General features: G+C 75.2%; 27 protein-coding genes. 15 read left to right on the top strand and 12 right to left on the bottom strand.

What is annotated here, in order from left to right:
• Nucleotides 1-12 precede the first annotated feature (12 nt).
• Both Sya03_RS23875 and Sya03_RS23870 read right to left on the bottom strand, forming a co-directional pair.
• On the bottom strand, nucleotides 13-786 hold the full coding sequence (locus Sya03_RS23875; protein WP_203940635.1) for an SGNH/GDSL hydrolase family protein: 774 nt from the start codon (nucleotides 784-786) through the stop codon (nucleotides 13-15).
• A 148-nt stretch (nucleotides 787-934) separates the two neighbouring features.
• Nucleotides 935-1,429 carry a mycothiol transferase gene (locus Sya03_RS23870; RefSeq protein ID WP_203940634.1) on the bottom strand — a complete coding sequence of 165 codons (495 nt, stop codon included), beginning with the start codon at nucleotides 1,427-1,429 and terminating at the stop codon, nucleotides 935-937.
• Nucleotides 1,430-1,705: 276 nt separating this feature from the next.
• Between Sya03_RS23870 and tuf the strand changes: the two genes are divergently transcribed.
• Nucleotides 1,706-2,893, top strand: a complete 1,188-nt coding sequence (gene tuf / locus Sya03_RS23865; protein ID WP_203940633.1) for an elongation factor Tu — start codon at nucleotides 1,706-1,708, stop codon at nucleotides 2,891-2,893.
• Between the two features lie 100 nt (nucleotides 2,894-2,993).
• Entirely contained in the window at nucleotides 2,994-3,611 is a 618-nt protein-coding gene (locus tag Sya03_RS23860) for a GNAT family N-acetyltransferase (RefSeq protein ID WP_203940632.1), read from the top strand.
• Here Sya03_RS23860 and Sya03_RS23855 read toward each other — a convergent pair.
• Both Sya03_RS23855 and Sya03_RS23850 read right to left on the bottom strand, forming a co-directional pair.
• Nucleotides 3,596-4,222 carry a response regulator transcription factor gene (locus tag Sya03_RS23855; protein ID WP_203940631.1) on the bottom strand — a complete coding sequence of 209 codons (627 nt, stop codon included), beginning with the start codon at nucleotides 4,220-4,222 and terminating at the stop codon, nucleotides 3,596-3,598. The genes Sya03_RS23860 and Sya03_RS23855 overlap by 16 nt on opposite strands.
• A gap of 5 nt (nucleotides 4,223-4,227) precedes the next feature.
• Nucleotides 4,228-6,183, bottom strand: a complete 1,956-nt coding sequence (locus Sya03_RS23850) for a sensor histidine kinase (protein ID WP_203940630.1) — start codon at nucleotides 6,181-6,183, stop codon at nucleotides 4,228-4,230.
• A 133-nt stretch (nucleotides 6,184-6,316) separates the two neighbouring features.
• Between Sya03_RS23850 and Sya03_RS23845 the strand changes: the two genes are divergently transcribed.
• From Sya03_RS23845 to Sya03_RS23835, 3 genes are all read left to right on the top strand, one after another.
• Nucleotides 6,317-6,682, top strand: coding sequence for a hypothetical protein (locus Sya03_RS23845; protein ID WP_203940629.1), 366 nt, complete (start codon nucleotides 6,317-6,319; stop codon nucleotides 6,680-6,682).
• A 147-nt stretch (nucleotides 6,683-6,829) separates the two neighbouring features.
• Nucleotides 6,830-7,534 carry a hypothetical protein gene (locus tag Sya03_RS23840; protein WP_203940628.1) on the top strand — a complete coding sequence of 235 codons (705 nt, stop codon included), beginning with the start codon at nucleotides 6,830-6,832 and terminating at the stop codon, nucleotides 7,532-7,534.
• A gap of 112 nt (nucleotides 7,535-7,646) precedes the next feature.
• Nucleotides 7,647-8,483, top strand: coding sequence for a DUF2382 domain-containing protein (locus tag Sya03_RS23835; protein WP_203940627.1), 837 nt, complete (start codon nucleotides 7,647-7,649; stop codon nucleotides 8,481-8,483).
• A 67-nt stretch (nucleotides 8,484-8,550) separates the two neighbouring features.
• Here Sya03_RS23835 and Sya03_RS23830 read toward each other — a convergent pair whose 3' ends face one another.
• Together Sya03_RS23830 and Sya03_RS23825 are read right to left on the bottom strand one after the other, a co-directional pair.
• Nucleotides 8,551-9,429, bottom strand: coding sequence for an NAD(P)H-hydrate dehydratase (locus Sya03_RS23830; protein ID WP_203940626.1), 879 nt, complete (start codon nucleotides 9,427-9,429; stop codon nucleotides 8,551-8,553).
• On the bottom strand, nucleotides 9,413-10,132 hold the full coding sequence (locus tag Sya03_RS23825) for a histidine phosphatase family protein (protein WP_203940625.1): 720 nt from the start codon (nucleotides 10,130-10,132) through the stop codon (nucleotides 9,413-9,415). The genes Sya03_RS23830 and Sya03_RS23825 overlap by 17 nt, the downstream gene beginning before the upstream one ends.
• A 78-nt stretch (nucleotides 10,133-10,210) precedes the next feature.
• Here Sya03_RS23825 and Sya03_RS23820 point away from each other — a divergent pair, with 78 nt between their 5' ends.
• Genes Sya03_RS23820 through Sya03_RS23795 form a run of 6 tightly spaced genes read left to right on the top strand, consistent with a single transcriptional unit; the run spans nucleotide 10,211 to nucleotide 15,689 of the window.
• Nucleotides 10,211-11,071: an alpha/beta fold hydrolase gene (locus tag Sya03_RS23820; RefSeq protein ID WP_203940624.1), complete on the top strand. Its 861-nt coding sequence runs from the start codon at nucleotides 10,211-10,213 to the stop codon at nucleotides 11,069-11,071.
• A gap of 49 nt (nucleotides 11,072-11,120) precedes the next feature.
• Entirely contained in the window at nucleotides 11,121-11,879 is a 759-nt protein-coding gene (locus Sya03_RS23815; protein WP_203940623.1) for an NUDIX hydrolase, read from the top strand.
• Nucleotides 11,876-12,844, top strand: coding sequence for a lipopolysaccharide kinase InaA family protein (locus Sya03_RS23810; RefSeq protein ID WP_203940622.1), 969 nt, complete (start codon nucleotides 11,876-11,878; stop codon nucleotides 12,842-12,844). The genes Sya03_RS23815 and Sya03_RS23810 overlap by 4 nt, the downstream gene beginning before the upstream one ends.
• Before the next feature lie 15 nt (nucleotides 12,845-12,859).
• Nucleotides 12,860-13,849: a hypothetical protein gene (locus Sya03_RS23805; RefSeq protein ID WP_203940621.1), complete on the top strand. Its 990-nt coding sequence runs from the start codon at nucleotides 12,860-12,862 to the stop codon at nucleotides 13,847-13,849.
• Nucleotides 13,846-15,093 (top strand): adenylosuccinate synthetase, encoded by a 1,248-nt coding sequence (locus Sya03_RS23800; protein WP_203940620.1) that lies wholly within the window; start codon nucleotides 13,846-13,848, stop codon nucleotides 15,091-15,093. The genes Sya03_RS23805 and Sya03_RS23800 overlap by 4 nt, the downstream gene beginning before the upstream one ends.
• Nucleotides 15,094-15,107: 14 nt before the next feature.
• On the top strand, nucleotides 15,108-15,689 hold the full coding sequence (locus Sya03_RS23795) for a hypothetical protein (protein ID WP_203940619.1): 582 nt from the start codon (nucleotides 15,108-15,110) through the stop codon (nucleotides 15,687-15,689).
• A gap of 3 nt (nucleotides 15,690-15,692) precedes the next feature.
• On the opposite strand, the gene Sya03_RS23790 is transcribed toward Sya03_RS23795, so the two are convergent.
• Nucleotides 15,693-16,217, bottom strand: a complete 525-nt coding sequence (locus Sya03_RS23790) for a hypothetical protein (RefSeq protein WP_203940618.1) — start codon at nucleotides 16,215-16,217, stop codon at nucleotides 15,693-15,695.
• A 293-nt stretch (nucleotides 16,218-16,510) separates the two neighbouring features.
• On the opposite strand from Sya03_RS23790, the gene Sya03_RS23785 reads away from it, so the two are divergent.
• A complete protein-coding gene (locus tag Sya03_RS23785) occupies nucleotides 16,511-18,154 on the top strand; it encodes a beta-1,3-glucanase family protein (RefSeq protein ID WP_203940617.1) in 1,644 nt (547 codons plus the stop codon).
• Between the two features lie 25 nt (nucleotides 18,155-18,179).
• Here the strand turns inward: Sya03_RS23785 and Sya03_RS23780 are convergent, their stop codons facing one another.
• Nucleotides 18,180-18,746, bottom strand: coding sequence for a 2'-5' RNA ligase family protein (locus Sya03_RS23780; RefSeq protein WP_203940616.1), 567 nt, complete (start codon nucleotides 18,744-18,746; stop codon nucleotides 18,180-18,182).
• Complete coding sequence (locus Sya03_RS23775; protein WP_203940615.1) at nucleotides 18,743-19,009, bottom strand: hypothetical protein; 267 nt, start codon at nucleotides 19,007-19,009, stop codon at nucleotides 18,743-18,745. The genes Sya03_RS23780 and Sya03_RS23775 overlap by 4 nt, the downstream gene beginning before the upstream one ends.
• A gap of 90 nt (nucleotides 19,010-19,099) precedes the next feature.
• Here Sya03_RS23775 and Sya03_RS23770 point away from each other — a divergent pair, with 90 nt between their 5' ends.
• From Sya03_RS23770 to Sya03_RS23760, 3 genes are all read left to right on the top strand, one after another.
• Nucleotides 19,100-19,816 carry a DUF72 domain-containing protein gene (locus Sya03_RS23770; RefSeq protein WP_203940614.1) on the top strand — a complete coding sequence of 239 codons (717 nt, stop codon included), beginning with the start codon at nucleotides 19,100-19,102 and terminating at the stop codon, nucleotides 19,814-19,816.
• Between the two features lie 95 nt (nucleotides 19,817-19,911).
• Nucleotides 19,912-20,373, top strand: a complete 462-nt coding sequence (locus Sya03_RS23765) for a hypothetical protein (RefSeq protein WP_203940613.1) — start codon at nucleotides 19,912-19,914, stop codon at nucleotides 20,371-20,373.
• Entirely contained in the window at nucleotides 20,370-21,047 is a 678-nt protein-coding gene (locus Sya03_RS23760) for a hypothetical protein (protein ID WP_203940612.1), read from the top strand. The genes Sya03_RS23765 and Sya03_RS23760 overlap by 4 nt, the downstream gene beginning before the upstream one ends.
• Here the strand turns inward: Sya03_RS23760 and Sya03_RS23755 are convergent.
• Genes Sya03_RS23755 through Sya03_RS23745 form a run of 3 tightly spaced genes read right to left on the bottom strand, consistent with a single transcriptional unit; the run spans nucleotide 21,034 to nucleotide 25,372 of the window.
• The gene (locus Sya03_RS23755) at nucleotides 21,034-23,043 is read right to left on the bottom strand and encodes an ABC transporter ATP-binding protein (protein ID WP_275411478.1); all 2,010 of its coding nucleotides are present in this window, start codon (nucleotides 23,041-23,043) and stop codon (nucleotides 21,034-21,036) included. The genes Sya03_RS23760 and Sya03_RS23755 overlap by 14 nt on opposite strands.
• Nucleotides 23,040-24,773, bottom strand: coding sequence for an ABC transporter ATP-binding protein (locus tag Sya03_RS23750; RefSeq protein ID WP_203940611.1), 1,734 nt, complete (start codon nucleotides 24,771-24,773; stop codon nucleotides 23,040-23,042). Before Sya03_RS23750 ends, Sya03_RS23755 begins: the two co-directional genes overlap by 4 nt.
• Nucleotides 24,767-25,372 (bottom strand): TetR/AcrR family transcriptional regulator, encoded by a 606-nt coding sequence (locus Sya03_RS23745; protein WP_203940610.1) that lies wholly within the window; start codon nucleotides 25,370-25,372, stop codon nucleotides 24,767-24,769. The genes Sya03_RS23750 and Sya03_RS23745 overlap by 7 nt, the downstream gene beginning before the upstream one ends.
• Between the last annotated feature and the right edge of the window lie 42 nt (nucleotides 25,373-25,414).

Below are 25,414 nucleotides of genomic sequence, written 5' to 3'. Positions count from 1 at the left end.
TCGAATAATGCCTCACAGGGCGGCGGACAGGGCGGGCAGGTAGCCGCCGCGGTAGCCGGCGGCGTTGGGGTGGAACGACGCCACCGGGTTGAGGACGTTCACCGGGTTGACCCACGGGGTGCGGGCGCAGATGCCGTGCCCGGCGAACGTGTCGCGGACGTCGGCGTAGGTGAAGCCGGCCGCGGCGGCGCGGGCGCGGGTGACGGCGGCGAGCTCGTCGGCGCCCGCGTTGAGGGTGCGGCGCTTCGCCGGGCTCATGTCGCAGGTGGTGGCCGCCTCGTCGTACAGGCGGGGGTAGGACAGCACGACCACCGTGGCGTTGGGGGCGCGGCGGGCGACGTCGCGGTAGGTGGCGTCGAGGCGGGCGGCCAGCCCGGTGCGGATGAAGGAGCGACTCTTCTCGGCCTCGCGCAGGCACGCGGCGTCGGTGCCGAGCAGGCAGGTCAGCACGGCGGGCACGAACCCGGCGTCGTTGCCGCCGACGGTCAGGGTGACGAGGTCGGTCTTCGCGCTCAGCGCCCACAGCTGCAGGTTGCGCACGTCGGCGGTGGTGGCGCCGCTGCACGCCACGGTGCGGTAGCTGGCCGGGTCGTTGCGCGCGGCCCAGAGGCCGGGGTAGCCGGCGGCGCTGCGGAAGCACAGGCCGCCCGCGCCGGTGGCGCCGGTGCCGGCGGCGTAGGAGTCGCCGAGGGCGACGTAGTCGACGCTGGCGGCCCGGGCGGGGGTCGCGGCGAGGAGGGTGGCGAGCAGGGGCAGGACGATGAGGGCGGCGAGTCGTCTGACCATCGTGGTGGCCTCCGGTCCATGGGTGGGACGGGGGCCGGAGCTCCGGTGATGAGCAGCGTGACATGGACGGACGTAAAAGTAACGTCTTCACTTTACAGTTACCTGCAGGTAACATGAACGCCGGTGAGCTGCGAAAACGCCCTCCGCGCTACGGCAGCAGGCCGCGCACGTACGCCGCCTGGCCGGCGTGCTGGACGTCGTCGTCCAGGATGCTGACGAGCCGCACGCCGAGCGTCACCGGTGGGTCCCACGCCTCGTCGACCACCCGGTCCAGGTCGGCCGCCGTCAGTCCGGACAGGAACTCCAGGGTGCGCTCGTGCACCGCGCCGTAGTAGCCGGTCAGCACCGCCGCGCTCGCCGGGCGCACCGCCGCCACCTCGGCCGGGCCGTGCCCGTAGCCGGTGTTCTCCGGGTCCGGGGTCAGCCCGAAGCCGGCCGCCACCTCGTCGGACTCCCACACCTGCGGCCGGCCGGTCAGCTCGGCGACGTGGCTGTCCTGCACCCGGGTCAGGTGCCACACCAGCCAGCCGATCGGGTTGGCGCCGGGCTGCGGCGTCCAGGTCAGCTGGTCCGCGCCGAGGCCGTCGACGGCCGCGGTGATCAGGTCCGGCAGGCGTCCGTAGGCTTCCGTGAACACGTCCATGGCTCCCAACCTAGGCGGGAATTCGGTGGGCCGCCGCGCGGTTCAGGCCTAGCGTGATCGCCATGTTCGCCCGCACCGGTGCCGTGAAGGCCGCAGGTCTCGTCCTGCCGGCCGTCCCGGTGTGCGCGCACGCCGGCGCCGATACCCGAAGCTGACCCTCCCCGTCCGCGCAGCGGAACCGCCCGGGGGAGGGTGGCTGCGCGCGGTTCCGGCGCGGGGGTCACCCCGGCGATCCACGACACCCTTTCCGTTCTTCGCACCCAGTGAGGACGCACCATGGCCAAGAGCCAGTTCATCCGGACCAAGCCCCACCTCAACATCGGCACGATGGGTCACGTCGACCACGGCAAGACGACCCTGACGGCCGCCATCACGAAGGTCCTCGCCGACCGCGACCCGGCCGCCAACCGGTACGTGGACTTCGAGGGCATCGACCGGGCGCCCGAGGAGCGCGACCGCGGCATCACCATCAACATCGCCCACGTCGAGTACGAGACCGCCACCCGGCACTACGCCCACGTGGACATGCCGGGCCACGCCGACTACGTGAAGAACATGATCACGGGGGCGGCGCAGGTGGACGGCGCGATCCTCGTCGTCTCGGCGCAGGACGGCGCGATGCCGCAGACCCGCGAGCACGTGCTGCTGGCCCGCCGGGTCGGCGTGCCGTACCTCGTGGTCGCCCTCAACAAGGCGGACACCGTGCAGGACGCCGAGCTGCTCGAGCTCGTCGAGCTGGAGGTGCGGGAACTGCTGACCGAGTACGGCTTCCCCGGCGACGAGGTGCCGATCGTGGCCGTCAGCGCCCTCAAGGCGCTGGAGGGCGACCCGCGGTGGGTGCAGTCCGTCGTGGACCTGCTGCAGGCGGTCGACGACTACGTCCCGGTGCCGCCGCGCGAGCTCGGCGAGCCGTTCCTGATGCCGATCGAGAACGTGCTGAGCATCAGCGGCCGCGGCACCGTCGTGACCGGCAAGGTGGAGCGCGGCACGCTGCGCGTCGGCGACCCGGTCGAGGTGGTCGGCCTGGGCGACACGATCGCCACGGTGGCGACGGGGCTGGAGACGTTCGGCAAGAGCCTCGCCGAGGCCGAGGCCGGCGACAACGCCGCGGTGCTGCTGCGCGGCGTGAAGCGCGACCAGGTCGAGCGCGGCCAGGTCGTGGCGCTGCCCGGCAGCGTCACGCCGCACCGCGCCTTCACGGCGCAGCTGTACGCGCTGACGAAGGAGGAGGGTGGCCGGCACACGCCGTTCGTGGCGAACTACCGGCCGCAGTTCTACTTCCGCACGACCGACGTGTCCGGCGGCATCGACATCGGCGACCTGCCGATGATGCTGCCGGGCGACACGGCCGAGGTGACCGTCTCGCTGGGCAAGGCGGTCGCGCTCGACGTCGGGCAGGGCTTCGCCGTCCGCGAGGGCGGCCGCACCGTCGCCGCCGGCACGGTCACGGCACTGCTCGACTAGGACGCACCTCGGGCACACCACGAGCGGCGCCCCGTTCCGCACTGCCGGAACGGGGCGCCGCCTGGTTATCGTCAGGCATGGTGCGTCGAAGCCGCCGACCGTGAACACCCCCGCCGTCCTGCGCCCCGGCGAGCACCGCGCCGCCGCCGGCGTGCTGATCGCCAGCCACGCCGACTACCCGGCGTTCCGGCACGTCTTCCCCGACCGCGTCCGGCGCCGCGCCGCGCTGCGGCCGTTCTTCGAGGCCACCATCCGCGACGCGATCGGTTACGGCGGCGCGTACGCCGACGACCCGGTCACCCCGGGCGCCGTCGGCGTGTGGCTGCCGCCCGGGGCGTACCCGTGGAGCGCCGCCCGGAAGGTGCGGGCGCTGCCCGCGCTGGCCCGCACCTTCGCCGCCGCGCCGCGCTGCTTCCCGGCGTTCGCCGCCATCGGCGGCAACGGCGCCCGGGCGCACCCCGCCGAGCCGCACTGGTACCTGGTGGTGCTCGGGGTCCGGCCGGAACGCCACGGCCGCGGCCTCGGCTCCCGCATCGTGCAGGCCGGGCTGGACCGCGCCGACCGCGACGGCGTGCCCGCGTACCTGGAGACGTCGGACCCGGCGAACGTGCCGTTCTACCGCCGGTTCGGCTTCGAGGTGACCGACCCGGACCTGCGCCTGGTGCCGGGCGGCCCGCCGCACATCGCGCTGCGCCGCCCCGCTCACCGGTTGAGGTAGACCAGCACCGCCTGCACCCGCCGGTGGTTCTCGTCGCCGGCGGGCAGGCCCAGCTTGGCCATGATGGACCCGACGTGCGTCTCGACCGTGCGCTCGGTCAGCCACAGCCGCCGGGCGATGCCCACGTTCGTGCGGCCCTCCGCCATCAGCGACAGCACCTCGCGCTCCCGGGCGCTCAGCGCGGCCAGCGGGTGGCTGCCGATCAGCCGGCCGACGACCTCCGGGTCGAGCGCCGAGCCGCCCGCGGCCACCCGGCGCAGCGCGTCGAGGAAGTCGTCCACGTCGAGCACCCGGTCCTTGAGCAGGTAGCCGAACCGGCCGGAGCTCACCAGGTCCACCGAGTGCCGGGTCTCGACGTGCTGGGACAGCAGCACGATCCCGAGCTCCGGCCACGCCGCGCGGACCTGCCGGGCCGCCCGCGCGCCGTCGTCGGTGTGGTCCGGCGGCATCCGGATGTCGATGATCGCGAGGTCCGGCGCCGTCTCGTCGACCGCCCGCACCAGCGCCGGGGCGTCGCCCGCCTTCGCCACGACGTCGTGCCCGGCGTCGGCCAGCAGCGCCGCCAGGCCCTCCCGGAACAGGGCCGAGTCCTCACCGATGACGATGCGCACGCCCGTCACCCCGCCACCGGCAGGTGCGCCTCGACCACGGTGCCGCGCCCCGCCGGGCTGGTCAGCACCAGCCCGCCGCCGGCCGCCGCCACCCGGTCGGCCAGCCCGGCCAGCCCGGCGCCCGGCCGCAGCAGCGCCCCGCCGCACCCGTCGTCGCGGATGCGCACGGTCAGCCGGTCGGCGCCGCGCTCCACCCGCAGGCCGATGCTGGCCGCCCGGGCGTGCTTGACGGCGTTCGCCACCGCCTCGCTGGCGACGTAGTACGCCGTCGTCGTGACCACGTCCGGCAGCGCCTCGGCGCGCAGGTCCGGCGGCAGCTCCAGCTCGACGGCGGCGGGCACCCGCCCGGCCAGCATCGTCAGCGCGTTGGCCAGGCCGTCGTCGAGGCTGCTCGGGCGCAGCCCGTGGGCGATCTGGCGCAACTCGGCGACGGCCGCGCCCAGCTCGGCGACCGCGCTGTCGATGAGGGCGTCCACGTCGGTGGTGTCCAGGTGCCGCTGGCCCAGCCGCAGCGCCATGCCCAGCGACACCAGCCGCTGCTGGGCGCCGTCGTGCAGGTCGCGTTCGAGCCGCCGCCGCTCCTCGTACGACACGGTGAGCAGCCGCGACCGGCTGGACGCGACCTCGCGCAGCGCCACCCCCAGCTCCAGCCGCAGCCGCACCACCTCCACCAGCAGCGCGGCCGCGGCCGCCACCTCCCGCAGCAGCTCCCGCGAGCCCGCCGACCGGTACGTCAGCACGCCGATCTCGGTGCCGCCCAGCAGCACCGGAACGGCCGGGTCGTCGCCGCGGGCCAGCGGGTGGCCGTCGGCGTCCACCACGGCCGCGACGCCGGGCACCCGGTAGCCGACGCGCAGGTGCTCGTCGCGCAGCGCCGTCCGCAGCACCGCGCCCAGCTCCTCGGGGCGGGCGGCGCCGTCGTGGGTGCGCCGGCGCAACTCGTCGATGGCGCTCAGCGCCGCCTCGCGCCGCGGGTAGAACCGGCGGTCCACCCACCGCCGCAGCCGGGTCCGCAGCGGCGCCAGCGCCAGCGCGCACGCCGTCGTCGCGGCCACCGCCGCCGGCACCGACTGCCGGCCCAGCGCCAGGCCGCCGACGACCGTCGCCGCCGTCCAGAACGCCAGCAGCGCGGCGGACAGGATGCCGTAGCGGATCGCGCCGCTGAGCGCCCGGTCCACGTCGTACAGGTCGTGGCGCAGCACCGCGACCGCCGTCGCCGCCGGGACCGCCAGGTACGTCGCCGCCAGCCCCGCCAGCACCAGGTCCGGGCCGCTCAGCAGCAGGTAGCTCAGCCAGCAGGTGAGCAGCGTGGCCGGCACGAACAGCGCGCCGAGGGCGAACCAGCGCACCTGCGCCCGGCGCACCGGGTCGTCCGCCCGCCGGTACCGCTGCACCATCGACGCGGCCGTCGCCACCAGCAGGCCCAGCAGCACCGGCAACAGCGCGAGCGCGGGCCACAGGGCCCAGCCCGGCAGGGTGTACAGCCGGGGCCCCTCCGCCGCCGGGTCGCCCGCGACGAGCAGCGTGAACGCCGCCGGCACGGCGATCAGCCCGGCCGCCACCCAGCGCCAGCGGGGGCCCGGCAGCCGGCCGTCGGGAAAGTGCAGGGCGAGCAGCGCCGGCGGCACGTACAGCCACATCCAGTCGCCGTCGTGCAGCGCCAGCACCGGCTCCAGCACCGGGCGCAGCGCGGGGCTGTTCGCGGCCGCCGCCTCGTACAGGTCGGAGCCGGTCAGCCAGATCGGCACGAGCCCGACCAGCACCAGCAGCGGGCCGACCGCGTTGCGCGGGCGGCGGTGCGCCACCAGCAGGCCGAGCGCCACGGACGCCGCCCCCAGCACCGCCCCGCCCGCCACGTACCACCCGGCGCCCGGCTCGCCGCTCGCCACGGCCAGCCCGGCCCCGGCGGCGGCGAGCAGCACGGCGACGACGGCGGCGGTGTACGCGAGCACGCGGGGCATGGGCCCACGCTAGGCCCGGGCGCGCCGGAAGGGCATACGTGCCAGCACGGAACACGGACCCGCAGCAGCCGCGATGTGCCGCACCGCCGCGCCGGGCGAGAGTGCTCCCAGTCGTCTTACGAGGGAGCACACCATGCACCGCAGCAAGGGTTTCGTCACCGGTGTCGTCCTGGCCGTCCTGCTCGGCCTGGGCGACCTCAGCACGCCGCTCACCAGCGACGGGGAGCACCCACCGATGGCCGTCGGCATCGCCTGCGCCGTCCTCGGCCTCATCACGCTGGCCGGGGTGGCGCTCGCCTGGACCGGCCGCCGCGGCGGCGTCGCGGCGATCGTCGTCACCCGGGTCCTGTCGGCGCTCACGGCGCTGCCGGCGTTCGTGGCCGACGGCGTCCCGGGCGTGATCATGGTGGTCGCGGCCGTCGGCATCGCGCTCAACGCCGCCGCGATCGTCCTGGTCACCACCACCCTGCGCCGCCCGGCGCTCAGCCCGGCCGCCTGACGCCACACCGGCGCGCCCCCGGGAGGATGATCCTCCCGGGGGCGCGTCGCGTGCTGCATGACAAATATGAGTCCGGCCGTTTACCGGAGCCGGGTGAGGGCAGCCGACAAGTGGACGCACGCTTCTCGGACACCCCCGGAGCACACCATGAGCACCAGCGCAGAGAACTCCACCGGCAGCACCCGGCGCGACGCCGACCGGGACACCGGCATGGGCCCGGGCGACCGCGACCTCGACCGCGACGGCGTGCGCGATGGGCACGGCGATCACGGCGCCCGCGCCGTGCAGGACCGGCACACGGTCGTGCAGCGGGAGAAGGAGAGCTTCGGCGGCATCAAGTGGGGCTCGGCGTTCTTCGGCTGGCTGACGGCCACCGGCACCGCCGTGATCCTCACCGCGCTGCTCGCCGGCGCCGGCGCCGCCCTGGGCGTCGCCACCGAGACCGACCCGGACCAGGCGGCCCAGCAGGCCACCCAGCAGGCCGACACCATCGGCCTGGTCAGCGGCATCCTGCTGCTGGCGGTGCTGCTGATCGCCTACTACTGCGGCGGCTACGTGGCCGGCCGGATGGCGCGTTTCAACGGCATGAAGCAGGGCATCGCCGTGTGGGTCTGGGCCGTCGTCGTGGCGGTCGTCGTCGCGATCGCGGCGGCGGTGCTCGGCAACGAGTTCGACGTGCTGGGCCGCCTCAACGGCTTCCCGCGCATCCCGGTCGACGAGGGCGCGCTCACGACCGGCGGCATCATCGCCATCGTGGCGGCCCTGCTGACCGCCCTCATCGGAGCGATCCTCGGCGGCCTCGCCGGGATGCGCTTCCACCGCCGGGTCGACAAGGCGGGCCTCGGCCACTAGTCGTCCCGCACCACAGCACCACCCCGACCGCCGGCGCGCGACGCGCCGTGCGGCGGGCGACCACACCCGAAAACGGCGGCTCCCCCCGCCACGACGGAAGGAACACCCGATCATGATCACCTCCGAGGACATCGGCCGGATCCGCGGCACCGACGTGTACGGCGCGGACGACTCGAAGATCGGCACCGCCGGTCAGATCTACCTGGACAACGCCTCCGGCTCGCCGGAGTGGGTGTCGGTGAAGACCGGCCTGTTCGGCACCAAGGAGTCCTTCGTGCCGCTGACCGAGGCCTCCTTCACCGGCGACCGGGTGCAGGTCCCGTACGACAAGGACCGGGTCAAGAACGCCCCGCGCATCGACGCCGACGGCGACCTGACGCCGGAGGAGGAGCAGGAGCTGTACCGCTACTACGGCATCTCCGCCGAGTCGACCGGGCGCCCGGGCACCGCCGGCTACACCGACACCGACTCGGCCTACGCCCGGACGGGGACCACGGACACGTCGGAGACCTACGCGCGGGACACCGGCACGGAGACCCGCACGGCCGGCCACGACACCTCCGGGCCGAACACCGACGACGCCATGACCCGCTCCGAGGAGCGCCTGGTCGCCGGCACGCAGACCGAGGAGCGGGGCAAGGCCCGGCTGCGCAAGTACGTCGTGACCGAGCAGGAGCAGGTCACCGTCCCGGTCAGCCGCGAAGAGGTGCGCCTGGAGCGCGAGCCGATCACCGAGGGCAACGTCGACCGGGCGATGGACGGCCCGGCGATCTCCGAGGAGGAGCACGAGGTCACGCTGCGCGCGGAGCGCCCGGTGGTGGACACCGAGGCCGTGCCGGTGGAGCGGGTGCGCCTGAACAAGGAGACCGTCACCGAGCAGGAGACCGTCGGCGGCGAGGTCCGCAAGGAGCAGATCGACCTGGACGAGGACACGACGCACCGGCGCTGACCGGGGGCACGCGCGCCGCGGGCGGGACCGATCCGGTCCCGCCCGCCGTGTGTCCGGGGCCGCCGGCTCAGACCATCGCGATGGTGGCGGCGACCTCGTCGACCAGCTCCCGCGCCAGGTAACCCAGGTGGCCGTGCCGCGGGGCGAGGCGGCGGCCGCAGCCCGCGTGCACGTACGCGCCCCAGCAGGCCGCCTGCGCTGGGTCGGCGCCGCGGCCGAGCAGGCCCGCGACGATCCCGGCGCGCACGTCGCCGCTGCCGGAGGTGCCGAGGCCGACGTCGCCGCTCTCCTCGCGCCAGGCCCGGCCGTCGGGCGTGGCGATGTGGCCGTACAGGGTGACGACCGCGCCGTGCCGCCCGGCCAGTTCGGCGGCGGCCGCGGCCAGGTCGTCGCCGGGGTCGCGGCCCAGCAGGTGGCCGGCCTCCGTGGTGTTCGGGGTCAGCACCGCCCGCACGTCGCGGCCGGCGAGCAGCTCCGGGTGCGCGCTGAGCGCGCCGAGGGCGTACGCGTCCAGCACGACCGGCGTGCCGGGGCGCACCGCGCCGAGCAGGGCCTCCATGAGCCGGGTGGTCTCGTCGATGTCGTCGAGGCCGGGGCCGATCGTGACGACGTCGGCCTTGCCCGCCATCTCCAGCACGTGCTGCGGGACGTCGCCCGACACCGAGCCGGCGTCGGTCTCGGGCAGGCCCACGACCTTGGCCTCGGGCACCGCGATGCTGAGCGCGGCGGCGGTCGACTGCACGACGGCGAGCTGGAGCCGCCCGGCCCCGGCGCGCAGCGCGGCGACGCCGGCGAGCAGCACGGCGCCGGGGGTGTAGCGGGAGCCGCCGACGACGAGCACGGTGCCGCGGGACTCCTTGCCGCCCGCGGGGTCCGGCAGCGGCCACGCGCGCAGCACCCGGGGGGTGACGACCTGCTCGACCGGGGACTCAGACGGGCTCGGCATCGACGCCCTCCTCCCGGGTGGGCGGGGCGCCCTCGGCGCGCAGGTGCGCGACGTGGTTGAACAGGGCGGGCTTGAGGCCGTCCTCGCCGGACCAGACGCTGATCGAGCAGTTGGCGATGCTGTGCTCGCGGGCGACGGCCATCAGCGCCTCCTCGTCGAGGCCCTCGACCAGGTAGCGGATGAGCAGCACGATCGCCTCGTGGCCGACGAACAGGACCCGCCCGCCGGGGTGGTCCTCGCGCACGTCGCGCAGCAGGCTGCGCAGCCGCAGCACCACGTCGGCCCAGGACTCGCCGCCCGGCGGCCGGTAGTAGAACTTGCCGAGCCGGCTGCGGCGCTCGGCCTCGGCGGGCAGCCGGGTGCGCACGCCGTGCCCGGTGAGCAGGTCGAGCACGCCGAGTTCGCGGTCACGTAGCCGCTCGTCGCGCACGGCGTGCACGCCGAGGCCCTCGAGGGCGATCTCGGCGGTCTGCCGGGTGCGCAGGTACGTCGACACGATCGCCACGTCGGGCGGCGCGTCGAGGGTGCGCAGCCAGGCGTTGACGGCCGCGGCCTGCTCCCGCCCGGTGTCCGACAGCGGCACGTCCGCGTCGCGCTCCGGGATGTCGATGTTCTCCAGCCCCGCGGCCTCGGCCGCCGTCGCGGCGACGTTGCCGGTGCTCTCGCCGTGCCGCACGACGCCCAGCCAGGTGAGTTCCGCCATGAGGCTCCCGGTACCCGCACACGGAGTGGGGGAATCACCCGGATCCGCGCGGGCGGGGGGTCTGGCAGGCTGCCCGGCATGACGACGTCGACGTCCGCCGCCTTCCGGACCGCCGATGACGAGCGCCGCTTCGGCGCCGCCTACGACGCGGCGCTGGCCCGCTGGCCGGTGCCGGTCACGCCGCTTGACGTGCCGACGCAGTACGGCACCACCCGGGTCAACGCCGCCGGACGCCCGGACCGGCCCCCGCTGCTGCTGCTCAGCGGCGGCGGCGCCACGTCGGCGTCGTGGTGGGCGAACGTGGGCGCGCTGGTGGCGGTCCGCCGGGTGTACGCCGTCGACCACCTCGGCGACGCGGGGCGCAGCGTGCCGGCGGGCCGCCCCATGACGACCCGGGCGGCGCTGCTGGACTGGCTGACGCAGGTGCTGGACGGCCTCGGCGTGGGCCGGGCCGACGTGTGCGGGCACTCGTACGGGGGCTGGCAGGCGGCCGCCCTGGCCGTGCACGCGCCGGGCCGGGTGGGCCGGCTGGCGCTGCTGGACCCGACGTCGGTGTTCGGCGGCTTCGCGCCGCGCTACCTGCTGCGGGCGGCGCCGATGCTGCTGCGCCCGACGGAGGCGCGGGTGCGCCGGTTCCTGGCGTGGGAGACGGGCGGCCCGGCGGGGGAGTGGGCGGACCTGCAGGTGCTGGCGGCGACGGCGTTCCGGGCGGCGCGCCCGGTGCCGCCGCGCCGCCCGGACGTCGGCGCGCTGTCGGCGCCGCTGGCGGTGCTGGTCGCCGGCCGCAGCCGGTCGCACGACCCGGCCCGGGTGGCGCGGCAGGCCCGCGAGCTGTTCCCGTCCGCCGTCGTCGAGGTGCTGCCGGGCGCGACGCACCACAGCCTGCCCTGGCGGGAGGCGGCGGCGGTCGACGACGCCCTGGTGCGTTTCCTGGACTGAGCCCGCCACGGCGGTTGTACTCAGGTTGAGAATGCGCTAGGTTGTTCTCATGACGAGAAAGACCGAGCGCGAGTTCCTGGCGGAGTACGACCCGGCCGACTACCCGGCGATCGCCGTGACCGTCGACGTCGTGGCGCTGACCATCCGCGAGGGCGCCCTGCACGTCCTGCTCGTCGACCGCGCCGGCCACCCCTACCTCGGCCGGCGCGCCCTGCCCGGCGGCTTCGTGCAGGACGAGACGCTCGACGCGGCCGCCCGCCGCGAGCTGGCGGAGGAGACCGGCCTGCGCGCCGGCGAGCGGGCCCTCGACCGCGTCCACCTCGAGCAGCTGCGCACGTACGGCGACCCGGGCCGCGACCCGCGGATGCGCGTCGTGTCGGTCGCCTACCTCGCCTTCGCGCCCAGCCTGCCCGACCCGCGGGCCGGCGGCGACGCGGCCGCCGCCCACTGGGTGCCGGTGGCCGCGGCGGGCGCGCTGGCGTTCGACCACGACACCGTGCTGGCCGACGGCCTCGAGCGAGCCCGGTCCAAGCTGGAGTACACGCCGCTGGCCACCGCGTTCGTGCAGGACGAGTTCACCATCGCCGAGCTGCGCGCCGTCTACGCGGCGGTCTGGGGCGAGGACCTGCACGCCGGAAACTTCCACCGCAAGGTGCTGTCCGTGCCCGGCTTCGTCGAGGGCACCGGGCGCACCGCCGAGCGGGGCGCCGAGCGCGGCGGCCCCCGCCCGAAGCTGTACCGCGCCGGCGACGCCACGCTGCTGCACCCGGCCCTGCTGCGGCCCGCCACCGAGGAGCGGGTCCGATGACGTTCGACGAGGCCGTCGCGCTCATCGCCGGGGCGCGCACCGGCGAGGAGCTGACGGCGGTGGCGTCGTACCGGCGGCTCGTGAAGATGGTGCACCCCGACGTCGCGCCCGCGGGTCGCGGCGCGGAAGCGGCGGCGGCCTTCGCCCGGCTGACCGCCCTGCACACCGGCGGCGGCGTGCTCACCACCCGGCGGCACCGCTGGACCCTCGGCCCGCGACTGGCCGCCGGCGACATCGTCGACCTGTACCCGGTCGCCGACGGCGGCACAGCCGGCGTGCTGAAGCTGCCCCGCGCGGCGGCCGACAGCGACCTGCTGCGCCGCGAGGCCGACGCGCTGACCCGGCTGCGCCGCGACGGCGACCCGCGGCACCGCGCCTACGCCCCCGAACTGATCGAGACGTTCACCCACGAGGACCCCGCCACCGGCGAGCGCCGCAGCGTCACCGTCCTGGAGCGGCTCGACGGCTTCGTCAGCCTCGCCGAGGTCGCCGCGCGCACACCCGGGGGCGTCGACCCGCGCGACGCCGCCTGGATGTGGCGGCGGCTGCTGGCCGGGCTCGGCTGGGCGCACCGGGCCGGCGTCGTGCACGGCGCGGTGCTGCCCGAGCACGTGCTGATCCACCCGCAGCGGCACGGCGTCGTGCTCGTCGACTGGTGCTACTCGGCCCGCCCCGGCGAGCCGCTGCCCGCGCTGGTCGCCCGGCACCGCGAGCACTACCCGCCCGAGGTGCCGGCCCGCCGGCCCGCCACCGCCGCCACCGACATCCACCTCGCCACCGGCACCCTGCGCCGGCTGATCGGGCCCCGGCTGCCCGAGCGCCTGCGCCGCTTCGCCGACGGCTGCACGCTCGCCGCGCCCCGGATGCGGCCCCAGGACGCCTGGGCGCTGCTCGCCGAGCTCGACGAGGTGCTGCACACCGAGTACGGCCCCCGCCGGTTCCGCCCCTACGCGGTCCCGGCCTGAGAGAGGAGCACCACCATGGGAAGCGGACGCTGGTCCACCGACGTCTACGCCGCCGCCGCGAGCTACCGCGCGGCCACCGGCACGAGCGCCTTCGCCTACAGCGACAGCGGCGCCCGCACCGTCCACGCCGACCTCGACCCGAAGGGCGTCGGCGCCCGGGAGGCCCGCGACAGCGCGGAGCACCCGCGGTCGACGCCGATCGCCGTGCTGTTCGACGTCACCGGCTCGATGCGCGGCGTGCCGCGGCAGCTGCAGACCAAGCTGCCGCAGCTGCTCGGGCTCCTGCTGCGCAAGGGTTACGCCGCCGACCCGCAGATCCTGTTCGGCGCCGTCGGCGACGCCACCTGCGACCGGGTGCCGCTGCAGATCGGCCAGTTCGAGAGCGACAACCGGATGGACGACGACCTGGCCAAGATCGTGCTGGAGGGCGGGGGCGGCGGCCAGCGCACCGAGTCGTACGAACTGGCGATGTACTTCATGGCCCGGCACACCGCGCTGGACGCCGTGCGGAAGCGGGGCCGCCGCGGCTACCTGTTCCTCATCGGCGACGAGCTGCCGTACGCGGCCGTCAAGCCGAAGGAGGTCCGCGCGGTCATCGGCGACGAGCTGGCCGAGCCCATCGCGGTCGAGGCGATCGTCGCGGAGCTGCAGCGCAGCTGGGACGTCTACTACATCCTGCCGTCGGGCGCCGCCCACGCCGGCGACGCGACGATCCTCGGCCGGTGGCGGGCCCTGCTCGGGCAGAACGTCATCGAGCTCGACGACCTCGACGCCGTCTGCGAGACCATCGCGCTGACCGTCGGGCTGGGCGAGGAGGCCATCGACCTCGCCGCCGGCGTGGCCGACCTGGCCGACCTGGGCTCGACCGCCGGCGCCACCGTCGGCCGGGCGCTCGCCACGGTCGGCGCCGGCCGGGGCGCCGTCGTGCGGGGCGGCCTGCCGCGGCCCAGCGGCCCGGCGGCCGACCCGGCGGGCGGCCCGGCCGGCGGGACCGTGCGGCTGTGACCACTCTCGACACCCACGTCGCCGTGGTCGACCTCGGCTACGGCGACGCGGGCAAGGGCACCGTCGTGGACACGCTCTGCGCGCAGGGGCCGGTCGCCGCGGTGATCCGGTTCAACGGGGGCGCGCAGGCCGGGCACAACGTGGTCACCCCGGACGGGCGGGAGCACACCTTCGCCCAGTTCGGCGCGGGCACGTTCCACGGCGTCCCGACGCACCTGTCGCGGTTCGCCGTCGTCGACCCGCTCGCCCTGGCCGCCGAGGCCGCGCACCTGCGCGGCCTCGGGGTCGGCGACCCGTTCGGCCTGGTCAGCGCCGACCCGGACGCGCTGCTCGCCACGCCGTGGCACGCCGCCGCCAACCGGGTCCGCGAGCGGCGCCGCGGCCGGGCCCGGCACGGCTCGTGCGGCATGGGCGTCGGGCAGACCGTCGAGTACGCCCTGAGCAACGCCGACGCGCCGCGGGTCGCCGACGTGCGCACCCCAGCGGTGCTGCGCCGGCGGCTCGCCGCGGTGCGCGACCGGCTCACCGCGGCGTACGGGCCGCTGGACGCCCCGCCGCTGGACGACGTGGTGGCCGCGTTCGCGGCGTTCGGCGCGGCGGTGCGGATCGGCGCGCTGGTGCCGGAGCTGCTCGCCGCCGGACCGTGCGTGTTCGAGGGCGCCCAGGGGGTGCTGCTGGACGAGTGGTTCGGCTGGCACCCGTACACGACCTGGTCGACGACCACGTTCGCCAACGCCGCCGCGCTGTGCCCCGGCGTGCTGCGCCTCGGCGTGGTGCGCACGTACACCACCCGGCACGGCGCGGGGCCGCTGGTGACCGAGGCGGACCTGGGCCTGCCCGAGCCGCACAACGGCACGGGGGAGTGGCAGGGCGCCTTCCGCACCGGCCACTTCGACGCGGTCGCGCACCGCTACGCCGCCGAGGTGTGCGGCGGGCTGGACGCGCTCGCGATCACCCACCTCGACGCGCCCGGCCGGGCCCCGGCGCTGGGCATCTGCCGCGGCTACACCGTCGACGGCGCGGCGCTGACCCGGCTCGTGCCGGGCCGCGCGGGCGACCTGGCGCACCAGTCGGCGCTCACCGCCCTGCTGGAGCGGGCGGTGCCCGACACGCCCGAGCGGCCGGGCGACTGGCGCGAGGCCATCGAGGATCTTCTCGGTGCGCCCGCGGTGATCGAGTCGCGCGGCCCGCGTTTCACGGACAAGACGGTGCACGTCAAGCGGCTATCCTCGGTGCCGACCTGAGGAGCCACATGTCCATGACATTCGATGTCACCGAGCCGGCCGACCAGCAGTCCGGCTGGTCGTACTACGGCGCCGCGCACCGGTACGCGGTGCACGGCTCCGACGCCGAGGAGGCGGCCTGCGCGCGCCGCACCGCCGAGCTGGCCGCGACCGGCCGCGAGGCCGAACTGCACGCCCTGGCCGACGCCGGCGACCGGTGCGCCGCCATCGCCACCCTCGAGGTGCTGGTCGACCAGGACCGCGTCGACGAGTTGCGGGCGATGGGCGCCGCGGGCCACGACCCGGCGTTCGTCACCCTCATGGAGCTGTACGTGCGCCGCGGCGACGAGGCCGCCCTGCGCGCGGAGGCGGCGACCGCGGAGCGGGCCCGGTTCTGGCTGTCGGCGCTGCTGGTGCGCTCGGGCCGGCTGGACGAGGCGCTCGACGAGCTGCGCCGGCTGGTGGCGGCGGGCGTCGACACGCACGCCGCGCACGGCAAGATGCTCGACCTGCTGCTGGAGCACGGGCGCGAGGACGAGGTGCGGGCGCTGGCGGCGGCGGGCGACCGCCCGGCCATCCGCCGCCTCAACTTCTGGCAGCACCGCGACCGCCCCTGACGGTCACCCGCCGGAGTTCAGCACCGTGAACGCCACCGCGCACGCCACCACGGCGGGCGCGGCGAACACGGCCAGCACGAGGTCGCGCCGGGCCCGCGGCGTGTCGAGGTCCTCCTGCCAGGGCGCCAGGCACCACGGCGCGGCGAACCACGCGGCCGGCCCGGCGAGCAGCAGCGGCGTCACGGTGACGTAGACCGTCAACGCGTCCGGCGCGCCGGAAGCCGCCAGCAGCCCGGCCGCCGTCAGCGTCAGCAGGGCGATCGGGCAGGCGGCCACGATCGCCCGGGCCGCCCGGGGCCCCAGGTGCGGCCGGCGGTGCCCGGCGGCGAGCAGCGCCGGCACGGTCAGCAGGCCGACCGCGAAGCCGAGGGCGAGCCCGACGGCGGCGCCGACGAGGGTGCCGAGCCCGGGCACCATCGAGCCGGTCGCGCCGCCGGTCATGAGGCCGGCGGCGGATGCGGCGAGCAGGGTGCGGCCGGCGCTCGCGAGCAGCCCCGCCCGCCGGGTGTCCTCCATGGTCACGCTCATGCGATCAGTCTCGCACTGCACTTGAACGCGTTCAAGTATGATGTCGCTATCTGTGGAGAACCTTTGGTGCCCGCAAACTTTTGGTCTCGGATCGCCGCCGCGCGCCGCCCCGCCGCGGGCCCGGGACCGGCGGCCGCCTTCCTCATAACGAAAAATAAGAAGACGTTATGTCCATTTAGTACAAGAAGAGAGCGGTCTCTCGCCGCGACGGGGCGGTTGGACACGCTCGCCCGGCGGCGGTTAGAAAAGGCGCGTTCCGTCGATCAACCTCGTCCCCCGGAGGCCACGACTTCATGCGCCGATCCCGCGCACTCATCCTCACCGCGGCCGCGGTGGCCGCCACCGGCACGGCGGCCGTCGTCGTCGCGCTGCCCGCGTCCGCCGCCGCGCCCACCGCCACGTTCGCGAAGACCTCCGACTGGGGGGCCGGCTGGCAGGGCCAGTACACGATCCGCAACGAGGGCACCACCCCGCTCACCTCCTGGAAGGTCGAGTTCGACCTGCCCGCCGGCACCACGGTCGGCAGCTTCTGGGACGGCCTGGGCACCAGCGCCGGCCAGCACCACGCCTTCACCAACCGCGAGTGGAACGGCGCGGTCGCCCCCGGCGCGTCGGTCACCTTCGGCCTCATCGGCGTCGGCCCCGGCAGCCCGCTCAACTGCAAGCTCAACGGCGCCTCGTGCACCGGCGGCGGCAGCGGCAACCCGACCACCGCCCCGCCGGCCAGCGGCAAGCCGAGCACCGCCCCGCCGGCCGCGCCGACCACCGCCCCGGTCACCGCGCCGCCCGCCACCACCGCGCCGCCCGCCGGCGACACCCCCGCGAACCCGACCACCGGGCCCGGCTCCAACCTGCTGCCGCTGCGCGTGACGAACAAGTCCGGCCGCGGCGAGGCCGTGCACCTGTACATGCTCGGCGAGCTCAACGGCAAGCTCGGCTACGTCGACAGGGCCGGCGCGTTCACGCCGTGGAGCGGCGGCGCCAACCCGCCCGTGCCCGCCCCGGACGTCTCCGTCGACGGCCCCCGCGACGGCGACGGCGTCACCGTGCAGGTCCCGCGCGGGCTGTCCGGCCGGCTGTACTTCTCGTTCGGCGACAAGCTCACCTTCAAGCTGACCCCCGACGGCCTCGTCCAGCCCGCCGTGCAGAACCCGGCCGACGACAACGCCGACGTGCTGTTCGACTGGACCGAGTTCACGTTCAACAGCAGCGGCCTGTGGATCAACAGCTCGCAGGTGGACCACTTCGCCATCCCGCACGCCGTCAGCGTCACCACCGCCGCCGGCAAGACCCGGGTCACCGGCGCCATCAAGCCCGGCGGCCGCGAGAAGGTGTTCGCCGCCCTGTCGGCCGACCCCGACTGGAAGGGCACCGTCGTGACCCGCGACGACGGCGTCAAGCTGCGCGCCCTGGCGCCCGGCAAGGCCGCCGACGCCGGCACGTTCAGCCGGACCTACCTGGACGGCTACATCAGCAGCGTCTGGAACACGTACAAGAGCCAGACCCTGACCGTGGTGCCGTTCCAGCTGGAGCCGGGCAAGAAGTTCTTCGGCCGCACCGACGCCTCCGGCCAGACGATGAACTTCACCGACGGCGCCGGCAAGCAGGTCTACTCCATCCGCAAGCCGGCCACCGCCGACGTGTGGGGTTGCGACGGCGCCCTGGTCGCCCCGAACGACGCGGTCGGCGGCCCCATCGCCCGCAGCCTGTGCGCCTCGTTCAACCGCTCGACGCTGGGCAAGATCCACACCGCGCCGACGTACGAGCCCGCGCAGTTCTACCAGGGCGACGTCACCAACTTCTACTCGAAGGTGGTGCACGAGGCGCACGCCGACGGCAAGGCCTACGGCTTCGCCTTCGACGACGTCGCCGCCCAGGAGTCGCTGGTGCACGACGGCGACCCGCGTGGCGCCGGCGTGGTCCTCGAGAAGTTCTGACCGGCACCGTTCCCGGGCCCGCGCGCTACGCCAGGCGCAGGTCCGGGAACGTGCCGTACTCCCCGAGCGGCCCGGCGGCGAGCCGCAGCGCCACCGGCCCGGCCACCAGATCGGGCGGCACGGGCGGCAGCGTCACGGTGACGCCGCGGCCCAGCACGGCCAGCGTCACGTGCGGGCGGAAGTCGTCGCCGACCGCGCCCATCGGCGCGGCGCCCAGGCCCGCGGCCAGCCCCAGCACCACCCGGTGCGCCAGCTCCAGCTCCGGCCGCCGCACCGCCTCCAGCCCGACGTAGGTGCCGCCCTGCGGCACGTAGGTGTCCCCGGGCGGCACCGGCGCCACCAGCGCCCCGCTGAACCGCACCGCGACGGTGGCCGGCACCGCGGCGCGCACCCCGTCCCACCACGCCGCGAACGTCGCCGCGTCGCACCGGGCGTGGGCGAGCGTCACGTGCGCGGGCCGGCGCTCGCCGAGCACGCTGACCGGGCCGTCGCCCGCGGCGGCGCGGGCGTACGCCGTCATCTCCCGCGCCACGTCCGGCGGCGGCACCAGCACCACCCCGAACGCCGGGCCGGTCCCGGCGCCGCCGGTCAATGCCGGGGCCCGTTGCCGGCCGGTAAGGCGCCGTCGCCCGGGCCCGGCCCGGACTCACGCGCCGCCTGCGCCGACGGCCACACCGCGGCCGGGAACGCGATCCGCTGCTCCCCGGCCGCCTCGCCCGCGCCGAGCGCCACCAGGTAGGCGCGCATCGTCTGGCCCGGGCGGTCGGGCTGTTCCCAGCCGATGACCGCCCACACCTCGTCGTCGTCGGCGGGGGAGGGGAGGGTGGCGAACAGCGGCCAGCTCTGCGGGATCACCCCACCAGTGTGGCGGCCCGCGGCCGCCGGCACACGGCGAGCCGATTGATCCGGGCACCCGGCGGGCACGACCGTCGTATGGCGATCCACGTGGGAACCTCGGGGTGGAGCTACGCGCACTGGGAGGACGTGCTCTACCCGCCGCGCACACCCGTCGGCGACCGGCTCGGCCACTACGTGCGGCGCTTCGGCACCGTCGAGCTCAACGCCAGCTTCTACCGGTGGCCCCGCCCGGCCGTGTTCGCCGGGTGGCGGCGCCGGCTGCCCGCCGGGTTCCGGCTGTCGGTGAAGGCGCCGCGCGGGCTCACCCACGCCCGCCGCCTCGCCGACCCGCAGGAGTGGGTCGACCGCATCGCCGCCGGCCTGCACGAGCTGGGCGACCGGCGGGCCGTGCTGCTCGTGCAGCTCGCCCCGGGCCACGAGCGCGACGACGACCGCCTGGGCGACCTGCTCGGCCGGCTGCCCGCCTGGATCCGCGTCGCCGTCGAGTTCCGCCACCCCAGCTGGCACGACGAGGCCGTGTACGCGCTGCTGGAACGCCACCGCGCCGCGTACACCGTGATGAGCGGCGCCCGGCTGCCGTGCGTGCTGCGCGCCACCACCAGCCTGGTGTACGTCCGCCTGCACGGCCCCGACCCCGACCACCTGTACGCCGGCTCCTACCCGCCGGACGACCTGCGCTGGTGGGCCGACCGCATCGGCGAGTGGGACGCCCAGGGCCGCGACGTGTACGCCTACTTCAATAACGACGGTCACGGCCACGCCGTGCGCGACGCCGAGGCCCTGCGCGCCCTGCTGGGCCACTGAGCGGGGTGTCGGATCACCGTCGCGCCCTTTGACACCACCGGCCGCCCGGGGCGACGGTCGACGGGTCCGTCCGGCGCCACGGAAGGGGCCCCGCGATGCCGTCCTACGAGTTCTGGCAGCCGGCCACCGGCGAGGGCGTCGAGGTGTGGATCCGGGACGAGCGGGCCGACGGCACGGTGGTCATGCTGGTCTGCCGGGAGGCCGACCGGCGGGCCGCCGCGCCCGGGCCGGAGGTCTGCATGGCGCTGCCCGCCCAGGACGGCGGCGTGTACCCGATGCTGACCTTCGCCGGCCGGGAGCCGCGGCGCCCCAGGCGGGTCCTGGTCGACACGACGCGGCTGCCGGCGGGGATCCAGCGGTTCCGCCTCGGCGCGTTCGGGCGGCGGGCGATCGAGGCGGCGCGGGCCGGGCGGCAGGACGTCCGCCTCACCGCGGACGAGGCGCGGCAGTGGGGACACGTCGCGCCGGCGGCGGCCGACGCGCCCGCCACCGTGTCCATCCCCGTGCCGGCCGACAGGACCGCCGAGCCCGTGGGCGGCGCGGACGAGCCGTCGTGACCCCGGACGGCCCGGCGCCCGGCGCCTTCGCGGCCGCCGCCACCACCGCCCTGGCGAACGCCTACTACACCCGGCTCGTCGGACTGCCGGACCAGCTGCGGCAACGGGCGCAGAACGCCTTCACGATCAGCGGGTTCCTGGCGGCCGGCCTGGTCGGCGCCAGCGCGCTCGGGACGCTGGCCGGGGTCACCGCCGCCGCCCGCGCCGCCGGGGTCGCCGGCCTCGTGCTGTGGGCCGTCGCCGCGGTCCTGTTCGCCCGGGCGGTCGCGGGCGCGGTCGAGCCGGTGACCGCCGGGGCCCAGCCCGGCGCGCAGGCGCTGGCGGCCGCCATCCTGCGCAACGTGGAGGCCGAGTACCTCGCCGTCGAGCGGCGCCGCCGCGCCGGGCAGCTGGCCGCGGCCCTGGCCGCCGCGGCCACGGTGACCGCGGTGGCCCTCGGGCTGCTGCTGCCGCGCCCGGCCGCGGCGACGCGATCGCTGGTGCACCTGACGCCCGAGGGCGGACGCGCCGTCGCGGCGGCGTGCGGGACCGGCGCCGCGCCGTTCGCGGCCGACGTCGTCGACGACCCCGCGCCGCGCGGTTACCTGCGGGTGCGCCCGGCGGCCGGCCCGTGCGCCGGCCGCACCCTCACCATCCCGCTCGGCGCGGTGGCGGTGGTCGTCACCGCGCCATGACGGCCGCCGCGCCCGACTCGTCGAGGTCCACCGCCGCCGACGTGAACTGCGCGTCGTACAGCCGCCGGTACGCCCCGCCCGCGGCGAGCAGCTGGGAGTGCGAGCCCTGCTCGACGATGCGGCCGTCCTCCATGACCAGGATGAGGTCGGCGTCGCGGATGGTGGACAGCCGGTGGGCGATCACGAAGCTGGTGCGCCCGGTGCGCAGCGCCGCCATCGCCTGCTGCACCAGCACCTCGGTGCGGGTGTCGACGCTGCTGGTGGCCTCGTCGAGGATCAGCAGCGCGGGGTCGGCGAGGAACGCCCGGGCGATCGTGATGAGCTGCTTCTCGCCGGCGCTGACGTTGCCGCCCTCGGAGTCGATGACCGTGTCGTAGCCGTCCGGCAGGCTGTGCACGAACCGGTCCACGTAGGTGGCGGTGGCGGCGGCGCGGATCTCCTCCTCGGTCGCGTCGGGGCGGCCGTAGCGGATGTTCTCCCGGATGGTGCCGCCGAACAGCCACGCGTCCTGCAGCACCATGCCGATCTTCGAGCGCAGCTCGTCGCGGCGCAGCTCGGTGACGTCGACGCCGTCGAGGGTGATGCGGCCGCCGTCCAGCTCGTAGAACCGCATGATGAGGTTCACCAGCGTCGTCTTGCCGGCGCCGGTGGGGCCGACGATGGCGACGGTCTGGCCCGGCTCGGCGACCAGCGACAGGTCCTCGATGAGCGGCGTGTCGGCCTGGTAGCGGAAGTCGACGCCCTCGAACGCGACCCGCCCGCGGGTCGGCGCGGCCTCGCGGGCGGCCGGCTCCGGCGACTGCTCGGCGGCGTCGAGCAGCTCGAACACCCGCTCGGCGGACGCCACCCCGGACTGCAGCAGGTTCGCCATCGACGCCACCTGGGTCAGCGGCTGGGTGAACTGGCGGCTGTACTGGATGAACGCCTGCACGTCGCCGAGGCTCATCGCGCCGGACGTGATGCGCAGGCCGCCGACCACGGCCACCGCCACGTAGCTCAGGTTCCCGATGAAGAACATCGACGGCATGATGATGCCGCTGACGAACTGGGCGCCGAAGCTGGCGTCGTAGAGGGCGGCGTTGCGGGCCGCGAACGTCGCCTCGACCTCCTTCTGCCGGCCGAAGACCTTGACCAGCTCGTGGCCGGTGAACGCCTCCTCGATGTGGGCGTTGAGGGTGCCGGTGTGCGTCCACTGCGCGATGAACTGCTTCTGCGAGCGCTTCGCGATCTGCTGGGTGACGATCATCGACAGCGGCACGGCGATGAGCGCGATGAGCGCCAGCAGCGGCGAGATCCAGAACATCATGACGATGACGCCGATGACGGTGAGCAGGCTGGTGAGCAGCTGGCTCAGCGTCTGCTGCAGGGTCTGCGCCACGTTGTCGATGTCGTTGGTGACGCGGCTGAGCAGCTCGCCGCGCGGCTGGTTGTCGAAGTACGGCAGCGGCAGCCGGTGCAGCTTCGCCTCGACCTCGGCGCGCAGCTCGTACATGGAGCGCTGCACGACGCCCGCGAGGATCCAGCCCTGCGCCCACATGAGCACGCTGGACAGCACGAACAGCACCACGGCCCAGGCCAGGATCGTGCTGAGCGCGGTGAAGTCGACGCCGGCGCCGGGCGTGACGTCCATCCGGGCGAGCATGTCGGCCAGGTTGTCGTTGCCGGCGGCGCGCAGCCCGTCGACGGCCTGCTCCTGGGTGCTGCCGGTCGGCAGCCGCCGGCCGATGACGCCGCTGAAGATGATGTCGGTGGCCTGGCCGAGGATCTTCGGCACGTAGACGCTGAGCCCGACGCTGGCCACGCCGAGCGCCACGACCGACAGCAGCGCCATCCGGTACGGCCGCAGCCGGTGGATGAGCCGCCGCGCCGACGGCCAGAACGTCATGGACTTCTCGGCCGGCATCCCGGCGTTCGCCCACGGGGGGCCGCCGGCCGGCCGGCGGTTGCCGCCGGGCAGCCGGGCGGGGGCGGCGGACGTCTTCGGTTGCTCGCTCATGCCGCCGCTCCCACGGTCTGCTGGGACTCCACGATCTCCACGTACGTCGGGCAGGTCTCGAGCAGCTCGGCGTGCCGGCCGACGCCCACGACCGCGCCGTCCTCCAGGACGACGATCTGGTCGGCGTCCACGATGGTCGACACCCGCTGCGCCACGATGATGACGGTGGCGTCGGCGGTGACCGGGCGCAGCGCGGCCCGCAGCCGCGCGTCGGTGCCGAGGTCGAGCGCGGAGAACGAGTCGTCGAACAGGTAGATCTCCGGCTCGTGCACCAGCGCCCGCGCGATGGCCAGGCGCTGGCGCTGGCCGCCGGACACGTTCGTGCCGCCCTGGGCGATCGGGGCGTCGAGGCCCTCGGGCATCGCCGCGACGAAGTCCTTCGCCTGGGCGATCTCCAGGGCCCGCCACAGCTGGTCGTCGGTGGCGTCCGGGTTGCCGTAGCGCAGGTTGCTGGCGACGGTGCCGGAGAACAGGTACGGCCGCTGCGGGACGATGCCGATGCGGTCCCACAGGGCGTCGAGGTCGACCTCCCGCACGTCGACGCCGTTGACCAGCACGCTGCCGCCGGTGGCGTCGAACAGCCGGGGGATGAGCCCGAGCAGCGTCGTCTTGCCGGCGCCGGTGCTGCCGATGACGGCGGTGGTCCGGCCGGCGACGGCGGTGAAGCTGACGTCGCGCAGCACGGGCGCCTCGGCGCCGGGGTAGGCGAACTCGACGTGGCGCAGCTCGACGGTGCCACGCCCGGGCAGGTCGGCCACCGGCGCGGCCGGGGACACCACCGACGACGCGGTGTCGAGCACCTCGGTGATGCGCTCGGCGCTGACGGCCGCGCGCGGCACCATCATCGCCATGAACGTGGCCATCATGACCGACATCAGGATCTGCACGAGGTACTGCAGGAACGCCGTCAGCGCGCCGATCTCGATCACACCTGCGTCGACGCGGAACGCGCCGAACCAGAGCACGGCCACGCTGGAGGCGTTGAAGACGAACATGACGACGGGGAAGATCAGCGCCTGCAGCTTGCCGACGCGCAGCGCGGTGTCGGTGAGGTCGGCGTTGGCCTGGCCGAAGCGGCGCGTCTCGTAGGGCTCGCGGACGAACGCGCGCACCACCCGGATGCCGGTGAGCTGCTCGCGCAGCACCCGGTTGACGGTGTCGATGCGGGTCTGCATGACCCGGAACTCGGGCACCATCCGGCGGATGATCAGCCCGATCGCGAGCACCATGACCGGCACGGCGACGAGCATCAGCCACGACAGGCCGACGTCCTCGCGCAGGGCCATGACGATGCCGCCGACGCACATGATGGGCGCCATGACGAGCATCGTGCAGGTGACCACGACGAGCATCTGCACCTGCTGCACGTCGTTGGTGGTGCGGGTGATGAGCGACGGCGCGCCGAACTGGCCGACCTCGCGGGCGGAGAACCCGCCGACGGTGTGGAAGATGCCGGCGCGCAGGTCGCGGCCGAAGCTCATGGCCGCCTTGGCGCCGTAGTAGACGGCCCCGATCGAGCAGGCGATCTGGACGAGCGACACGGCGAGCATCCAGCCGCCGGTGCGCATGATGTAGCCGGTGTCGCCGAGCGCGACGCCCCGGTCGATGATGTCGGCGTTGAGCCGCGGCAGGTACAGCGAGGCGATGGTGCCGACGAACTGCAGCGCCACGACGGCGGTGAGCAGCCGGGTGTACGGCCGCAGGTAGGTCCTCAGTAGCCTGATCAGCACGTGGTGCTGCCCCCGTTCGAGTCGGATCGGAGCATGCCGTCGAGGAGCACGACGGTGATCTCGTCGACGGACAGCGGCTGCCCGTCGGTGATGAGCGGGTGCGAACCCGCGAATGTCAGCAGGCGCATGATGCGCACCACGTCGGGCAGGGGCAACCGGAATTCGCCCGCGTCCGGCGCGAGGATGCGCTGGACCTCGGCGAGGATGCGGGCGTGCTGCGTCTGCGCGTCGTCGCGGCAGCGCCGCGCCTCGTCCGGCGGGCCCTGGACGCCGACCGCGAGCATGAGCTCGAAGACGGCGATGAACCGGCGCCGGAGGATGTCGGTGACGACGCCGACCCGCTCGCGCACCGGAGCGCCCATGTCGACCGCGGCCAGCTCGGCCAGGATCGGCTCGGGGTCGAGCCCGCGCGACAGGGCGGCGCGGACCAGGTTGTCCTTGTCGCCGAACGCCTTGAACACCGTGCCCTCGGCGACGCCGGCCGCCTCGGCGATCTGCTTGCTGGTCACCTTGAGGCCGTGCCGGGCGAGCAGGGGCAGGGTGGCCTCGACGAGCATGCAGCGGCGCTCGTCGGGCGTCATGCGGGGGGCGCGGCTCACCCGGGCGACTATAGGTGAGTGAGTCACTCACTCACAACTTTT

The organism is Spirilliplanes yamanashiensis (assembly GCF_016863475.1).
Lineage (GTDB): Bacteria > Actinomycetota > Actinomycetes > Mycobacteriales > Micromonosporaceae > Spirilliplanes > Spirilliplanes yamanashiensis.
This window is presented reverse-complemented; position numbering and strand designations above follow the sequence as displayed.

What these genes read in the sequence shown, in the direction of transcription:
- Sya03_RS23785 (WP_203940617.1), top strand. Translation starts at nt 16,511, where the DNA reads ATGCGCCGATCCCGCGCACTCATCCTCACCGCGGCCGCGGTGGCCGCC.
- Sya03_RS23840 (WP_203940628.1), top strand. Translation starts at nt 6,830, where the DNA reads ATGAGCACCAGCGCAGAGAACTCCACCGGCAGCACCCGGCGCGACGCC.
- Sya03_RS23835 (WP_203940627.1), top strand. Translation starts at nt 7,647, where the DNA reads ATGATCACCTCCGAGGACATCGGCCGGATCCGCGGCACCGACGTGTAC.
- Sya03_RS23810 (WP_203940622.1), top strand. Translation starts at nt 11,876, where the DNA reads ATGACGTTCGACGAGGCCGTCGCGCTCATCGCCGGGGCGCGCACCGGC.
- Sya03_RS23845 (WP_203940629.1), top strand. Translation starts at nt 6,317, where the DNA reads ATGCACCGCAGCAAGGGTTTCGTCACCGGTGTCGTCCTGGCCGTCCTG.
- Sya03_RS23790 (WP_203940618.1), bottom strand. Translation starts at nt 16,217, where the DNA reads ATGAGCGTGACCATGGAGGACACCCGGCGGGCGGGGCTGCTCGCGAGC.
- Sya03_RS23755 (WP_275411478.1), bottom strand. Translation starts at nt 23,043, where the DNA reads ATGAGCGAGCAACCGAAGACGTCCGCCGCCCCCGCCCGGCTGCCCGGC.
- Sya03_RS23805 (WP_203940621.1), top strand. Translation starts at nt 12,860, where the DNA reads ATGGGAAGCGGACGCTGGTCCACCGACGTCTACGCCGCCGCCGCGAGC.
- Sya03_RS23815 (WP_203940623.1), top strand. Translation starts at nt 11,121, where the DNA reads ATGACGAGAAAGACCGAGCGCGAGTTCCTGGCGGAGTACGACCCGGCC.
- Sya03_RS23850 (WP_203940630.1), bottom strand. Translation starts at nt 6,183, where the DNA reads ATGCCCCGCGTGCTCGCGTACACCGCCGCCGTCGTCGCCGTGCTGCTC.
- Sya03_RS23830 (WP_203940626.1), bottom strand. Translation starts at nt 9,429, where the DNA reads ATGCCGAGCCCGTCTGAGTCCCCGGTCGAGCAGGTCGTCACCCCCCGG.
- Sya03_RS23825 (WP_203940625.1), bottom strand. Translation starts at nt 10,132, where the DNA reads ATGGCGGAACTCACCTGGCTGGGCGTCGTGCGGCACGGCGAGAGCACC.
- Sya03_RS23870 (WP_203940634.1), bottom strand. Translation starts at nt 1,429, where the DNA reads ATGGACGTGTTCACGGAAGCCTACGGACGCCTGCCGGACCTGATCACC.
- Sya03_RS23875 (WP_203940635.1), bottom strand. Translation starts at nt 786, where the DNA reads ATGGTCAGACGACTCGCCGCCCTCATCGTCCTGCCCCTGCTCGCCACC.
- tuf (WP_203940633.1), top strand. Translation starts at nt 1,706, where the DNA reads ATGGCCAAGAGCCAGTTCATCCGGACCAAGCCCCACCTCAACATCGGC.
- Sya03_RS23820 (WP_203940624.1), top strand. Translation starts at nt 10,211, where the DNA reads ATGACGACGTCGACGTCCGCCGCCTTCCGGACCGCCGATGACGAGCGC.
- Sya03_RS23765 (WP_203940613.1), top strand. Translation starts at nt 19,912, where the DNA reads ATGCCGTCCTACGAGTTCTGGCAGCCGGCCACCGGCGAGGGCGTCGAG.
- Sya03_RS23795 (WP_203940619.1), top strand. Translation starts at nt 15,108, where the DNA reads ATGACATTCGATGTCACCGAGCCGGCCGACCAGCAGTCCGGCTGGTCG.